The sequence below is a fragment of the Micromonospora sp. WMMD734 genome (assembly GCF_049178975.1).
GTDB classification, from domain to species: Bacteria; Actinomycetota; Actinomycetes; order Mycobacteriales; family Micromonosporaceae; genus Micromonospora; species Micromonospora wenchangensis.
In genome coordinates, this window is record NZ_JBMHMK010000001.1 from 4,485,496 (window position 1) to 4,499,655 (window position 14,160).

The window sequence follows — 14,160 nt, forward strand, 5'->3', positions numbered from 1 at the left end:
AGCTCCCACGCCTGCACCACCGGCGAGAGCCCCTGAGGCACCCGACCCCTACCCGTGCCTGCTGGCGTCACGGACATCGCCTCTCCCTCACCAACACTGATCACTAGAGGTAATTTACTCGACACTCTTGATATCAAAGCTTGTCCGGTGCATCCTCGTCAAGGGAAGGGGCATCATCAATCAACTCAGGAGGAAGCATGTACGACGGGATCAGGCTGGGCCACCAGGAGCCGCAGGTGCGGCATGGCTTCTCGCTCTGCCGGATCGTCGACGCCGGCACCGCCGACCAGTGGTACGACCTGCTCGGCATCGTCCGGGTGCCGGTCGACCGGCTGGCCCCGGACAAGCTGCGCGACCAGCTACGCCCCTGGGCACTGACCACCCTGGCGACCGGCGGCTTCGGCTTCGGCCGCTACTACGCCTGCTACTCCACGCTCGACGAGGACGACGAACCCGACAAGGCCATCGCGCACGAGGACATCAGTTGGTCCGGCAGCACCGTCCTGGTTCCCGCCGACCAAACAGCCATCTCGTGCTGAACCTTGACGCTCACAGAAATCGAACACATGTTCGATCCGTGGTGTCCGCCGATAATCTCCGCCACCAGCAGCCAACGGGATGGCTGAGCCGGAACGGCACGTCAGGGCCTACGATCGTGCCCATGGACACGGCGATGATCGAGCGGGCTGCCCTGGTCGCCCTCCTTCGCCGCCCGCAGGCAAGCTGGTCAGAGACGGCCCTGGACATCCAGGAGAACGGCAGCGCCAAGGCCGTCCTCGACCGCACGGTCGGCCACTGCGACACGCTCTTCCCGCAGGCAGAGTCGACCACCGACCTGATCGACACTGCCACCGCCGAGATTGGCGGCTGGCAGGCAGAGGGGATCGGCGTTCACGCCTTCTTCGACGCCACCTACCCGGCTCAGCTGCTCGGCATCCGAGAGATGCCGCCGCTGCTGTTCAGCCGGGGCGACCTTCGGGTTCATGACCGGGCGGTGGCCGTCGTCGGCAGCCGTAAGGCGAGCAGCGACGGGCTACGGATCGCCCGGGCGGTCGCCACCACCCTCGCCGGGCGTGGGGTGACCGTGGTCAGTGGGCTCGCCAGCGGCATCGACACCGCCGCTCACTCCGCCGCGTTGGAAGCAGGCGGGCGCACCGTGGCGGTCATCGGCACCGGGATACGCCGCTACTACCCGGCAGAAAACAGACGCCTCCAGGACCACATCGCCGATGTCGGGCTGGTGATCTCCCAGTTCTGGCCAGACGCCCCGCCGAGCCGGCAGAGCTTCCCCATGCGCAACGCCATTATGAGCGGATATGCCGTCGCGACTGTCGTCGTCGAGGCAGGCGAGACCAGCGGGGCCCGGATCCAGGCCAGGCTCGCCCTCCAGCACGGTCGTCCCGTCGTGCTGACCAACCAGGTCGTGCGGTGCGACTGGGCCAAGGCCTTCGCCGAGAATCCCGGGGTCTACGTCGTGCACGGCACCGCGCAACTCCTGGAAGCCGTCGACGACATCCTCAGTTACCAGCCCACCGAAGCCGGCCTGGAGAACTTCCCTGACTTCGCCCTCAGCTGACCAGCGCTGGGTCATCATCCGGCGGTACGTCGAAGTCCAGCGCGGATACCTACGCAACCCGCTGCCGGCGTACCCCTGGATCTGCCCCACGTGCCGCGGAGTCCGAGGCGAGGGCTACTCGCTCTGCTTCCGCTGTCAGTCCCACCTGGCCCGGTCGAACGGCGTCCTCGCGGACCTTGTTCTACCGATCTCCTACTCGCCCCGCACCTGGCAGCATCATTACAACCTCCGGATGTACAAGGGCGCGGCTCGGTCCGGGCAGGCCCAGCGGAATCTGCTCGCTCTCCTGCTGCTCTTCCTGCACGACCACATCGCCTGCCTGACGGCCCGTACCGGTGCACCACCCACGCACGTCATCACCGTCCCCAGCACCCGTGTCCGTCCTGGCGTACATCCGCTCACCGAGCTCGTGGGTGGTCAGCTCCGCCTCCCCTGGATCACCAGCGCGGTCAACCCGAGCTACGGACCAGACAATCACGACTTCCACGCCGACTGGTTCACACCGGCCCTGCCCCAGACCCGCCTACCCGTCCACGCACTGATCATCGAAGACACCTGGACCACAGGTGCCCGTGTGCAGTCACTGGCCCACGCCCTGAAGGTCGCAGGTGTCACCTCTGTCGCCGCGATAGTCCTCGGCCGTCACGTCGATCCGACCTACCCGCCGGCAAAGCGACTGATGAGCGCCATCACCGACCCGGTCTTCGACACCAGCCGCTGCGAAGCCGAAGCTGACTGACCAAATGCGACAGAGGGCCTTCTGACTGTCGTGGCTTCCCCGGTCGCAGTGAACCGCTACGGTCACTTTCGTGACTGGGCAGGGTGTGCTCGCCGTACCGGATGAGCGAACAATTCGCGACGAGCTGCAAGGGCTGGTCCTGGCCGACCTGGCCGGGCCGCTCGGCGGGCCGGCGGAAGAGTTCTCCACCAGGGAAAACCCGCTCGACCGCTACATTCTCGGGCGGTTGGCGCCCAACGGCACGTCGGTCGATCCGGCCACTGAGGACACCTTCGTTGAGGCGACCGCCTCGGATGCCGCCGAGGGGGGTGCCGAGCCGACCGCGCCGAGCGTGCCGAGCCTGGCCCCGTCCTCGCTCGGCTTCACCGTCAGCGTGCCGTCGTCGGTCGCCGAGCTGCGGGTCACCGCCGCCTGGGGCAGCTACGACACCGCCGTTGGCGAGCGCGACGGGCACGCGGGCGGCACGGTCTGGCGACGGCAGCAGCGCGGCGGCCCGGTCACCGTGCCGCTGCGGGAAGGGCTGATCACACCGCTGGAGCCCGACGCCGCGCAGCCGAAAATCGTGGTGCGGGGTCGGGTGCGCCGCCTGGGTGAGGTGTGGCTGGTCTCGCTCTTCCTGGAAAACCGGGAGCACAGCGAGTCGGCGCGTCAGCCGAAGCGGTGGATCTTCCAGGTCGAGTTGACCGCGACCGGCCCGACCGACGGCGAGCCGGTCTTCCTGCCCCGGCCGGAGCAGGTCACCGGCGGCGACGACGCCGACCAGTCGGAACGCCGCCGGCTGGCGATGGCCTACCGGTTCCACCCCGAGTTCGCGGTGGGGCACGGCACAGGAGTCGATGCCGAGCCGTCCCCCACCGACCCCCTACGTGCCCTTACGGTACGCACCGCGACCGTCCCCACACACGAGATGCCCTTCACCGACGTGCCCAGCAGCGAGCGGGACGACGACCTGCCCGAGCTGGCCGACGTCGAGCTGGACATGCGGCGGCTGGCCGAGCTGGCCGACGGCCCGGTCGACGCCCTCACGGCGGCGTTGCGACCGCTCGTCGCCGGCTACCGGGCGTGGATCGACCGCAACGAGGCGACCGCCGGCGACCCGTCACGGCGACTCGACGACTACCACCGCCAGGTGCGCGAGGCGCTGCGTGACGCCCGGGAGGCCGCCGATCGGATCGCCGCCGGCATCACGCTGCTCGCCTCCCCCGACCCGTCGGCCCGCCAGGCGTTCGGCTTCGCCAACCGGGCGATGTACCTGCAACGGGTGCACAGCCTCGTCGCCGCCCGGCGGCGGGAACACCCGGGCATTCCGCTGGAGCAGGCGGTCGCCGACGCCGACCGACCGGAGAACCACAGGTGGCGTCCGTTCCAGTTGGCCTTCATCCTGATCAACCTGCCGGCCCTGGCCGACCCCCGGCACCCGGAGCGGGGTGACGACGTGGGCAAGGCGGTCGCCGACCTGCTCTGGTTCCCCACCGGTGGTGGCAAGACCGAGGCGTACCTCGGCCTCACCGCCTTCACCATCGCGGTCCGCCGTCGCCAACCCGACCAGGGCGGGTTGACCGGTGCGGTCGGGCTGGCGGTGCTGATGCGGTACACCCTGCGCCTGCTCACCATCCAGCAGTTCGAGCGGGCCTCGACGCTGATCTGCGCGGCCGAGACCCTGCGCCGCGCCGAGCCGCAGACCTGGGGTGGCACGCCGATCCGGATCGGCCTCTGGGTAGGCGGCCGGGTCACCCCCAACCGCACGCAGGACGCCAAGGACTGGCTGGACGAGCGGCGGCAGGGCCGCTCCAACCGGGCCATCGGCTCACCGCACCAGCTCACCAGCTGCCCGTGGTGCGGCTCAAAGATCAACCCCGGCAGGGACATCGTGGTCGAGCGGGACCACTGGCGCACCCTGGTGCTCTGCCCCGACGTCGAGTGCCCGTTCAGCGAGGTCGGCAGCCTGTCGGCACGCAAGGACGAGGCGGGGCTGCCGGTGATCCTGGTCGACGAGGAGCTCTACCGCCACCCACCGGCGCTGGTGATCGCCACCGTCGACAAGTTCGCCCAGCTGCCGTGGAAGGGCGAGACCGCTGCTCTCTTCGGTCGGGTCGGCAAGCACTGCGACCAGCACGGCTATCTCACCGAGGATCTCGAATCGACCGACTGGGAGCGCAAGCGACACCGGCCGGGCAACAGGGTCGTGACGTGCGGACGGCTCCGTCCACCCGACCTCATCATCCAGGACGAGCTGCACCTGATCTCCGGGCCGCTCGGCTCGCTGGTCGGGCTGTACGAGACCGCGGTGGACCGGCTGGCCAGCTGGGAACCGGTCCGGGGGCACTGGTCCCGGCCGAAGGTGATCGCGTCCACCGCAACCGTGCGCCGGGCCCAGCAACAGATCGGGGCGCTGTTCAACCGGCGGACCCGGGTCTTTCCCCCGTCAGGGCTGGACGCCTCCGACAGCTTCTTCGCCCGGCAGCGCTCGACCGAGGAACGTCCCGGCCGTCGTTACGTCGGCATCTGCGCGCACGGCAACCGGCTCCGGGCCACCCTGATCCGGGTCTACGTCTCCGTGCTCGGCGCGGCGCAGAAGCTCCACGAGACATACGGCCGTAACCCGGTGACCGACCCCTACATGACGCTGGTCGGCTACTTCAACAGCCTGCGCGACCTGGGCGGCATGCGGCGGCTCGTCGAGGACGACGTCTCCAGCCGTCTCATCAAGGCCGACGAACGCGGGCTCGCCCGACGGTACGACCCGTACCTGGAGGAGTTGACCTCCCGGATGCCCTCGGACGCCATCCGGCCGCTGCTGGACCGACTCGCGGTGCGCTTCGACGCCACCCGGGCCAAGGGCGCACCCCGGCCGATCGACGTGCTCCTGGCCACCAGCATGATCGCCGTCGGGGTCGACATCGAACGGCTGGGCGTGATGGTGGTGGCCAACCAGCCGAAGTCCGCCGCCGAGTACATCCAGGCGACGAGCCGGGTCGGGCGTAGGGCACCGGGACTGGTGTTCACCGTCTTCAACTGGGCCCGGCCACGCGACCTGTCGCACTTCGAGCGCTTCGGTCACTTCCACGCCACCGCCTACCGCCAGGTCGAGGCCCTGTCGGTGACCCCGTTCGCCGAGCGGGCCATCGACCGGGGGCTGACCGGGGTGCTGGTGGCGCTGGTCCGCGATCTGGAGGGCACCTACAACGGCAACCTGCGGGCGCGGGAATTCGACCGGCACGGCCAGCTCGCCGACCACGTGGTGCGATACCTCAAACGCCGCAGCGAGGTGGCCGCCGACAACACCGTCCGCCAACGGGTGGAGGACGAACTCGAAGCCCGCCTCGACCTGTGGGCACGGGAACGCGCCCGGCCCGCCCGGCGGTTGGCCTACGACAAGCCGTACCACAGCGACGACATCGCCGGGCTGCTGCACCGCCCGGAGGAGGGCCGGTGGGTGCAGACGACCTGCCCCACCTCGCTGCGGGACGTGGAGCCGGGCATCCAGCTCCAGTTGCAACTCGGTGCCGTCGGGGACGATCCACCGCCGTTCGTTCCGCCCCTCGGAGGCGGTGTCGCAGGGGCATCCTCATGAGCGGGCCGCAGCCGCGCAATCTGCGGGTCGGTGCGTTGCGCCCCAACCAGCTGTTGCACACCTACGGCGTCGGCTCGGTCGCCGACCTGCCCAGCCTGTCGGTGCTGACCCTCGGGTTGGCACACTGGGACCTCACCCACTCGACGCCGGTCACCGAGGACCGACTGTTGACGGCGGTCCGGCGCAGGCTCGGCGACCAGGTGGAGAGTCTTCGGCTCCCTCCGCACCTGCCGGAAACGTCAGACCTGTTCGCCGACTGGACCCGGGTGGGCGTGCCGGTGGCCCTCTTCCCCACCTGGCTGCGCTGCTCGGATACCCGGTGCAACCGGCTCGCGCCGGCCGATTCCGGGCTGTTCGAGCTGCTGACGTCGCCCTACCAGCCGGACCGGGTCCGTTACGTGCACAGTTGCCGGGGCAACGGAAACTCCCGCCCCACCGCCGTGCCGGCCCGTTTCGTGCTGGCCTGCGACAACGGCCACCTGGACGACTTCCCCTGGTCCTACATCGCGCATGGCGGCACGGACCCGGGCGCGGGCCATTCGCTCACCCTTACCGAGCGCGGCAGCACCGGTGAGGCGGCCAACATCTTCATCTCCTGCGAGTGCGGTTCGCGCCGACCGATGTCGGCGGCGATCGGTCTTCTCGCCGAGCGGAGTTTGCCCGCCTGCCGGGGCCGTCACCCCCACCTCGGCAGCTACGGGAGCTGCGACGCGCCTGCCCGTACGCTCGCCCTTGGTGCCACCAACAGCTGGTTCGCCATGCAGTTGCGGGTGTTCAGCATTCCCCGGGCCGAGCATCCGGTCGATCAGGTGGTCGACGACCACTGGCGGGACCTGGGCGTGCTCGCCGGGCTGGACGAGGCCACCGCGAAAAAGATCATGCAGACCCAGAGCTGCTGGGCCGAGCTGAAGCCCTACGGCGTCGACCGGGTCTGGGCGGCCATCCAACGCCGCGACAAAGCTGAGCCTGGCGACGCCCCGGATGACAGCGGTAACCTGCGCAAACCCGAGTGGCGAGCGTTCACCGCCGGCACCAGCACCGACCTGCCCGACTTCACCACCCGCTCGGAGCCGGTGCCACCTCAGCACCGGAGTTGGCTGCGGGAGGTGGTCCTCGCCCCCCGCCTACGCGAGGTTTCCGCGCTGTACGGCTTCACCCGGATCGACGCACCCGAGTGGGACGTGCTCGACACCCCGGAGCGACGGCGTGCCCCGCTCACCGTCGGCAAGCCGACCTGGCTGCCCTGCGCCGAGATGCGGGGCGAGGGGATCTTCCTGCGCCTCGACGAGGAGCGGGTGGTCGAGTGGGAACACCGACCCGAGGTCAAACAACGCGAAAAGCTGCTCGTCCGGGCCCATGACCGCTGGCGGGCACAGCGCAGGCTCGACCCGGAGGAGCACCCCGGCGCCCGATACGTCCTGCTGCACACCCTCGCCCATGTGCTCATCCGCGAGTTGGCCCTGGAATGCGGATACAGCGCAGCCGGCATCGGCGAACGCATCTACGGCCGGATGGACGACACTCTCGGTGCCGGGGTGCTGCTCTACACCTCGGCGCCCGACAGCGAGGGCACCCTGGGCGGCCTGGTCTCGCTGGGACGCAGCGACCGGCTGGGGGGCCTCGTCGAGCGGGCCCTGGAAGCCGCCCGGTTGTGCAGTTCCGACCCGCTCTGTGCGGAACACGACCCGACCGTGCACGCCCGGCTGTCCGCCGCCGCCTGCCACGCCTGCCTCTTCGCCGCCGAGACCTCCTGCGAGCGGGGCAACCACTACCTCGACCGGGCCCTGCTGGTCGACACGCTCAACGACCCCGGCTCCGGATTCTTCGCCCGGTGAGCCATGAGCGGTTCGCGGCGCTGATCGCCGACCTCACCACCACGCTCCCGGCCGACCATCTCGACGTCTGGGCCGGCGTGCTGATGAACGTGGATGCTCCCGATGACGGTGCGGTGGTCGCCGAGCTGGCCGACGCCCGACCCGGGTTCTCGGTCGGCACCCATGCCGAACGGCTGATCCGGAGCTGGCGTACCGACGCACCCGACCTTCCGGGTGCGGCCGTCGCGCTCGCCCTGCGCAGCGCCGCCCTGCTGCAGCGGCGCACCGAGGCCAGGCGCACCGAGTTGGCGGTCAGCGGGCCGACTACCGCCGCCGGGCCGGTGCGGCTCACCAGCTCCGTGGTCGTCGAGGTCATTCGGGCGGCCCGGAGCAGGCTGCTCGTGGCGAGCTTCGCCGCATACGGGGTCGCCGAGGTGATCAACGAACTGCTGTCCGCGGCTCAGCGGGGCGTACACGTCGATCTGATCCTGGAAAGCTCTACCGAAGACGGTGGTGCCTTAAGGGGGTCCGCCGGGGCCGCAGCGACCTTCGCCGCCCTCCGGCATCAGGCGACGTTCTGGCACTGGCCGGCCGCACGACGGGCCGCCAGTGGGAACCCACGCGCCGCGTTGCACGCAAAACTCATCGCTGCTGACGACGAGGTAGCGGTGATCAGCAGCGCCAACCTCACCGACCGAGCACTGTCGCACAACATCGAGGTCGGCGTGGTGCTCCATGATCCAGAGGTGGTGCGTAGGCTCGTCGCGCATTTCCGGGCCCTTACCGATCCACAGACCGGCGTGTTGCAGCGACTCCGCTAAGCGGCATAGAACCTGGCTCATCCCGCGCCTACGTCCTGGGTGGTCCAGCCAGCCCGGCGCTACTCTGTCGAGTCCCGGTGTGCCCTGAGCAGCAGAGCAGACGGAAAGGCGGGACGGCCTCCCCGAGAGGGCCCGTCCCGCCCGTATGCCGCATCGGCGCGACCCGGTCAGCCGGTCAGCTCGGCTCCCCCGCCAGCGAGGTCCGCCGCTGCGACGCCATGACCAGCGAGTAGACGTGCTCGCGGAGTTCACCGAAGAGCGGGGTCTGCTTGGTCGCGATCTGGTCGCGGGGTCGGTCGAGGGTGACCGGCAGGTCCGCCACGACGACGGACGGGCCCTGGGACAGCACGACCACCCGGTCGGACAGGTACACGGCCTCGTCGATGTCGTGGGTCACGAACAGCACGGTCGTACCGGTCTCGGCCCAGACCTTGAGCAGTAGGTCCTCCAGGCTGGCCCGGGTCTGGGCGTCCACCGAGGCGAACGGCTCGTCCATGATCAGCATTTCCGGCCGGACGGCGAGCCCCCGGGCGATGGCGACCCGCTGCTGCATGCCGCCGGAGAGCTGCCACGGGTGCAACCCGGCAGCGTGGGCCAGGCCCACCATCTCCAGCGACTCCTGCACCCGCTGCCGGATCTCGGTTCGGGGCAGGCCCCGGTCGCGCAGCGGGAGGGCGACGTTCTTCTCGACCGTCAACCAGGGGAACAGCGAGCGGCTGTAGTCCTGGAAGACGACCGCCACGCCGTCACGGGGGCCGGACATGCGTTCTCCCCGGAACATGACCGCGCCGCCGGAGATGGGCAGCAGCCCGGCGATGCACATCATCAGGGTGGTCTTGCCGCAGCCGGAGGGCCCCACCACCGACACGAACTGCCCGGCGTGGACGGCGAACTCGATGCTGCGTACGGCGGGCACGTCGCCCTTGCGGGACCGGTAGGACTTGCTCAACTCCTGCACGTCGAGCACGGGGGTGTCGAGGGCGGCACCGGGCTGGTGCGGTCGGGTCGTCACGGGGTTCATCCGGGGCTCCTACGTGGTGTCGGTCAGTGGCTTTCCGCGCTGTCGGGGCGCACGTTGCGGTGCCACCGCAGCAGCACCCGCTCGACCATGGCGAAGACGGCGTTGAAGAGGATGCCCAGCAGCGCCAGCAGGACGATCGCCGACCAGAGTTGCGGGAACTGGAACAGCCGCTGCTGGCTCACGATGTAGAACCCGAGGCCGGCGGTGGCGGCGTACAGCTCGGAGATCACCATCAGGACCAGCGCGATGCCGATGCTGATCCGCATGCCCGCGAAGATGGCGGGGCTGGCGCCGGGCAGCAGGACCCGCAGGAAGTAGCGGCGCCGGGTCAGTCGCAGGCTCCGGGCGGCGGTGACCACCGTCCGGTCGATGCCCCGGACGCCGTCGTAGGTGTTGATCAGGATCGGCCAGAGGCAGCCCAGCGCGATGAGGAAGACGTTCATCCCGCTGGTGATGCCGAACAGCACGATGGCGATGGGCAGCAGAGCGGTGACCGGCACCGACATGCCCAGCCGGATCAGCGGGTTGAAGAACGCGCCGGCCGGCCGCCACACCCCGATCAGGATGCCGAGGCCGACGCCGAGCACCGTCGCCGCGCCGTAGCCCAGGCCGAGCCGGACGAGGCTCGGCAGGACGTCGACCCGGAACTGGGAGCTGAGGAACAGCGACGACGGCGAGGCGGACAGCCAGGTGTCGACGAACGCTCCGAAGATCTGCGACACCGGCGGTACGAACAGGGAGCCCACCATCCGGGCGGCGACCTCCCACACCACCAGCAGCAGGGCGAGCAGCCACAGCGACCGTACCCCGCGTCCCACCGCCAGCGCCGACGTGACCACCGGCCGGCGCAGCCCCTGCCCGCTCATCGCCCACCCTCCCGCTGTGCCTGGCCCCACGGCACCACCAGGCGTTCGACCAGGTTGAAGCCGTAGTAGAGGCCCATCCCGAGCAGGCCGACGAGCAGGATGCCCGCGTAGACGAAGTCGGGTCGCTGCGCCTGCTGGTACGTGGTGATCACCGTTCCCACCCCGTTGGTGGCGCCGAGCAGTTCGGCGGAGAGCACCACGATGAGCGCCGTCGAGCTGGCCACCCGCAGCCCGGTGGCGATGGACGGGGCCGCCGACGGCAGCACCACCCGGGTCAGCAGCCGGGTACGCGTCCAGCCCATGCTGCGCCCCGTGGCCAGCATCAGCGGTTCGGTGTCGCGGACGCCGTACATCGCGTTGAGCAGGATCGGCCAGAAGATCGCGTAGATCGCCAGGGACACCTTCATCTGGGTGCCGAGGCCGAACATCAGGATGGCGATCGGCAGGAACGCCGAGGAGGGGATCGACCGGCCGGCGTGCACCACCGAGGACGACGGCCGGTAGAGGGCGGAGAAGTAGCCCAGGGTCAGCCCCAGCGGAATGCCGACGGCGCTGGCGACGAGCATGGCCAACAGCCACGCCCACAGGGTCTGCGCCACCTCGGTCAGGAACGTCGCGTCGACGAGCAGTTCGCCAGCGCGTTGCAGGGTGTCCACCGGGTACGGCAGGGAGTCCACCGAGACCGCCCCGGCCCGGACCACCAGGTCCCACAGCACGAACATGGTCACCACGCCCGCCACTCCCAGCACCCAGTCGGGTGTGGGGCCCCACCGGCGGGCCGCGACGGGCCCGCCGGTGGGTCGGGCGTCCGCCTCGACCTGGTCAATCACGTGGACGTCCGACGCCATGTCACGTCCTCTCCCCTCATGGTGGCCCGCCTACCGCGACGACAGGACAGGTCAGGACCGCGCGAAGTCGGTGACGAAGGGCCCCAGGTCGGGCTTTTTCTGGAGCATCTTCAGGTCGACCATCTGCTGGGCCATCCGGTCCAGCGCGGCGACGTCGACGTCCGCTTCGAGTGCGTTCTGCGGTTGGGCGGCGAGAGTCTCCGCCGGCACCTTCTGGCACTCGGAGAGCAACCGGAACGCCTCGTCGGTGTTGGCGGGGTCGCTGAGCTGCTGCGCGGTCTCGGTGATCGCCTCGTGGAATCGCTTGGCGGCGTCGCCCTTGCCGACGAAGCTCTTGGCGGCGACGTAGGTCGCGATGTAGATCTTGTCGCTGCTGGCGAAGGGGTCGGCCAGGCTGCGTACGTTGTCGTTGTTGTTGCCCAGCAGCGAGTAGCCCAGCTGCGCGGCGTCGACCCGTCCGCTGAGCACGGCGGGTACCTGCTCGGCGAAGGGCAGCGCCACGAAGCTGACGCTGTCCGGCTCGACTCCGTTGGCCTTCAACCAGCTCGCGGTCACGATCTGGTTGATGCCGTTGATCTCGTTGACCGCGATCTTCTTGCCGGCGAGGTCGGTGGCCGCCTTGATCGGGGAGTCCTTGCCGACGAAGACGCCCTGCGCGGGCTTCGCCGGCGGCAACGCGTTGACGTTCACCCCGGACACCATCTGGATCGGGAAACCGGTGTTGTAGGCGTTGATCGCGGTGTAGCCGTTGACGTAGCCGAAGTCGGCCGCCCCGGACAGGACTGCGGCGACCGCCGCCGAGCCACCTCCGGAGCGGACCAGCTCGACGTCGAGGCGGTGCTTGCCGTAGACGCCCTTCCCGATCGCCCAGGTGTTCCAGATTTCGCAGCCGAACGTCGTGACGGAAACCTTCGTGGTGCCGTCCGCGCTGTCCGCAGCGCCTTCGGCGCCCCCGCAGGCGCTCGTGAAGAGCAGTGCGGCAAGGGCGACCATCGCACCGGTACGTCGTGTGTTCATCGTGATGCTCCTATGTGCTTCGCGCGTGGCCCGACGTCTCCCGCCGCCGACGTCGGCGGCGGGGATGAGGGCTCGGTGGGTACGAAGGGACGGCTCCGCCGCGACGGATACGGCCGCCTGGCTGCTGCGGCGCGGGTCCGACGCGAACTGCATCGACTCGGTGATGGTGCGGAATGCCTGAACTGCCAGATTGGGAGGGATCAATCAGGGCCGCGAGAACCGCAGACGGCGTCACGGCATGGCCGGGCAACGCTGGTCACGGCCGGTTCGGGCGGTCGGGCTGCACCCCAGCAGCACCCTGACGCCTCGCCGACTTGCAGCGAAGGTACGGGGCCCGAAAACCCCTGTCAAGATGCGAAACGATATCTCGCATTACGCCAAGTCGGTGTGTGCCGGTGCCCTCGCAACCCGGCGAACGCGCAGGTCGGCGGGCAGGTAACGATCCATCCCCCGTGGTTGACCGGGCCGGCAACGGCGGCTAGCTTCTCCACCAGATGCCGTCGGCCCCGGGAGTGGACATGAGCGTGGAAGAGCCCGTCGCGGCCGTTCCCGCCATCACCCGCGCGCCGATCGGCCACTGGAAGGGACCGGAGTTCCCCGCCATCCGCCCCGGCACCGGCGCGGGCAAGGCACTCGTCCCGTTCTGATCGGCAGCTCCGCGCCCAGGCGCACCCTGCCCGGATCCGGAAACACCTACCGCACCGGCCGCTGCCGCCCACCGGGTGGCCGGGCCGCCCGTAGTCGGTGACCCCAGCACCCCGGAAACTGCGGCAGTTCCCCGCCCGTACCCCCGACGGCCCCGCCGGCGTCGTCGCGGCCGGCCCCGGCGCAGGAGACCCGCCCACCCCCGCAACCCCAGCCGGGCAGGTGGGCCGGTCCCACACCCCAGCGCGCGGGTGGCCGGCCCGGTACGGGCGCGGTCACGACGACCGGCCACCCCGCGTCACCGACCCGGTGCCCGGGTGGCCGACGACGTCAACCCCACCGTCGAATCAGGCTGCCCGTGCCCCGGGTGGCGTCGTCAACCGGGGCCGGACACGGAAAAGCGGCCCGGTCGATACTCGACCAGGCCGCTGACCTGTTGCCTCAAGGGTGGAGCCGAGGGGACTCGAACCCCTGACCCCCACACTGCCAGTGTGGTGCGCTACCAGCTGCGCCACGGCCCCTTGCGGTCGTCCCGGTCGCCCGGGCACGGAGAGAACTATACACACGCGGCCGAGCATGGTCATCTCGCGGGGGTCCCCTGCCGATCAGTTCAACGCGACGTCCGGCGGGAAGTGCGCGACCGCCGCCATCATGCCACCCTGCCGGCGCAGCACCATCGGCCAGAGGTCGTCCGGGCGGTCGACGAAGGCGTCACCGGGCAGCGCGTCGAGCACGAACCAGGAGCCGTCCTCGATCTCCTGCTCCAGTTGCCCGGACCCCCAGCCGGAGTAGCCGGCGAAGACCCGGATGCCGCCGATGCTGTCACGCATCCGCTCCGGATCGGAGGACAGGTCGATCGTGCCCACCGCGCCGGAGATCGGCTGGAAACCCTTCAACCGGCGCATCGGATGACGCATCCGGGCCAGACAGATCGCCGACTCCGGCTGCACCGGACCGCCCTCGAAGAGCACCGCCGGGTGCCGGGCGAGATCGCTCCACTCGCCGAGGACGTCCGCGACGGCCACCTCGGTGGCCCGGTTGAGCACCACCCCGAGCGCACCGTTGGCCTCGTGGGCGACCAGCAGCACCACCGTACGATCGAAGTTCGGGTCCTTGAGGGCCGGTGTCGCGACCAGCAGCCGCCCGGTCATCGACTCCACGGCACGACCGCTGATCGCCGGTCCCTCCCCCTGCGTCTCGGACATCGTCAGCCGCGCACCGGGTCCGACAACCGGGCAC

At 70.1% G+C, this 14,160-nt stretch carries 12 protein-coding genes and 1 tRNA gene; 7 read left to right on the top strand and 6 right to left on the bottom strand.

Annotated elements, in window-relative coordinates; genetic code table 11:
- Positions 1-197: 197 nt before the first annotated feature.
- The 6 genes from ACN267_RS19015 to drmC all read left to right on the top strand — a co-directional run bounded on the left by ACN267_RS19015 (position 198) and on the right by drmC (position 8,524).
- On the top strand, positions 198-539 hold the full coding sequence (locus tag ACN267_RS19015; RefSeq protein ID WP_421489280.1) for a hypothetical protein: 342 nt from the start codon (positions 198-200) through the stop codon (positions 537-539).
- A 122-nt stretch (positions 540-661) separates the two neighbouring features.
- Positions 662-1,576 (top strand): DNA-processing protein DprA, encoded by a 915-nt coding sequence (locus ACN267_RS19020; protein ID WP_421489281.1) that lies wholly within the window; start codon positions 662-664, stop codon positions 1,574-1,576.
- 232 nt (positions 1,577-1,808) lie between these two features.
- Positions 1,809-2,315, top strand: coding sequence for a hypothetical protein (locus ACN267_RS19025; RefSeq protein ID WP_421489282.1), 507 nt, complete (start codon positions 1,809-1,811; stop codon positions 2,313-2,315).
- Between the two features lie 70 nt (positions 2,316-2,385).
- Positions 2,386-5,889, top strand: coding sequence for a DISARM system helicase DrmA (drmA, locus tag ACN267_RS19030; RefSeq protein WP_421489283.1), 3,504 nt, complete (start codon positions 2,386-2,388; stop codon positions 5,887-5,889).
- The gene (gene drmB, locus ACN267_RS19035; protein ID WP_421489284.1) at positions 5,886-7,724 is read left to right on the top strand and encodes a DrmB family protein; all 1,839 of its coding nucleotides are present in this window, start codon (positions 5,886-5,888) and stop codon (positions 7,722-7,724) included. The genes drmA and drmB overlap by 4 nt, the downstream gene beginning before the upstream one ends.
- Complete coding sequence (gene drmC, locus ACN267_RS19040; RefSeq protein ID WP_421489285.1) at positions 7,721-8,524, top strand: DISARM system phospholipase D-like protein DrmC; 804 nt, start codon at positions 7,721-7,723, stop codon at positions 8,522-8,524. Before drmB ends, drmC begins: the two co-directional genes overlap by 4 nt.
- A gap of 175 nt (positions 8,525-8,699) precedes the next feature.
- Here drmC and ACN267_RS19045 read toward each other — a convergent pair whose 3' ends face one another.
- Genes ACN267_RS19045 through ACN267_RS19060 form a run of 4 tightly spaced genes read right to left on the bottom strand, consistent with a single transcriptional unit; the run spans position 8,700 to position 12,276 of the window.
- Positions 8,700-9,545 carry an ABC transporter ATP-binding protein gene (locus tag ACN267_RS19045; protein WP_364311221.1) on the bottom strand — a complete coding sequence of 282 codons (846 nt, stop codon included), beginning with the start codon at positions 9,543-9,545 and terminating at the stop codon, positions 8,700-8,702.
- Between the two features lie 23 nt (positions 9,546-9,568).
- Positions 9,569-10,411 carry an ABC transporter permease gene (locus ACN267_RS19050; protein ID WP_421489286.1) on the bottom strand — a complete coding sequence of 281 codons (843 nt, stop codon included), beginning with the start codon at positions 10,409-10,411 and terminating at the stop codon, positions 9,569-9,571.
- Positions 10,408-11,259: an ABC transporter permease gene (locus tag ACN267_RS19055; protein ID WP_421485732.1), complete on the bottom strand. Its 852-nt coding sequence runs from the start codon at positions 11,257-11,259 to the stop codon at positions 10,408-10,410. The genes ACN267_RS19050 and ACN267_RS19055 overlap by 4 nt, the downstream gene beginning before the upstream one ends.
- A gap of 51 nt (positions 11,260-11,310) precedes the next feature.
- The gene (locus tag ACN267_RS19060) at positions 11,311-12,276 is read right to left on the bottom strand and encodes an ABC transporter substrate-binding protein (RefSeq protein ID WP_421489287.1); all 966 of its coding nucleotides are present in this window, start codon (positions 12,274-12,276) and stop codon (positions 11,311-11,313) included.
- A 518-nt stretch (positions 12,277-12,794) separates the two neighbouring features.
- On the opposite strand from ACN267_RS19060, the gene ACN267_RS19065 reads away from it, so the two are divergent.
- A complete protein-coding gene (locus ACN267_RS19065) occupies positions 12,795-12,923 on the top strand; it encodes a hypothetical protein (protein WP_255553766.1) in 129 nt (42 codons plus the stop codon).
- 446 nt (positions 12,924-13,369) lie between these two features.
- Here the strand turns inward: ACN267_RS19065 and ACN267_RS19070 are convergent.
- A tRNA-Ala gene (locus tag ACN267_RS19070) sits at positions 13,370-13,442 on the bottom strand.
- Between the two features lie 84 nt (positions 13,443-13,526).
- Positions 13,527-14,126: a YqgE/AlgH family protein gene (locus ACN267_RS19075; protein ID WP_204956574.1), complete on the bottom strand. Its 600-nt coding sequence runs from the start codon at positions 14,124-14,126 to the stop codon at positions 13,527-13,529.
- Between the last annotated feature and the right edge of the window lie 34 nt (positions 14,127-14,160).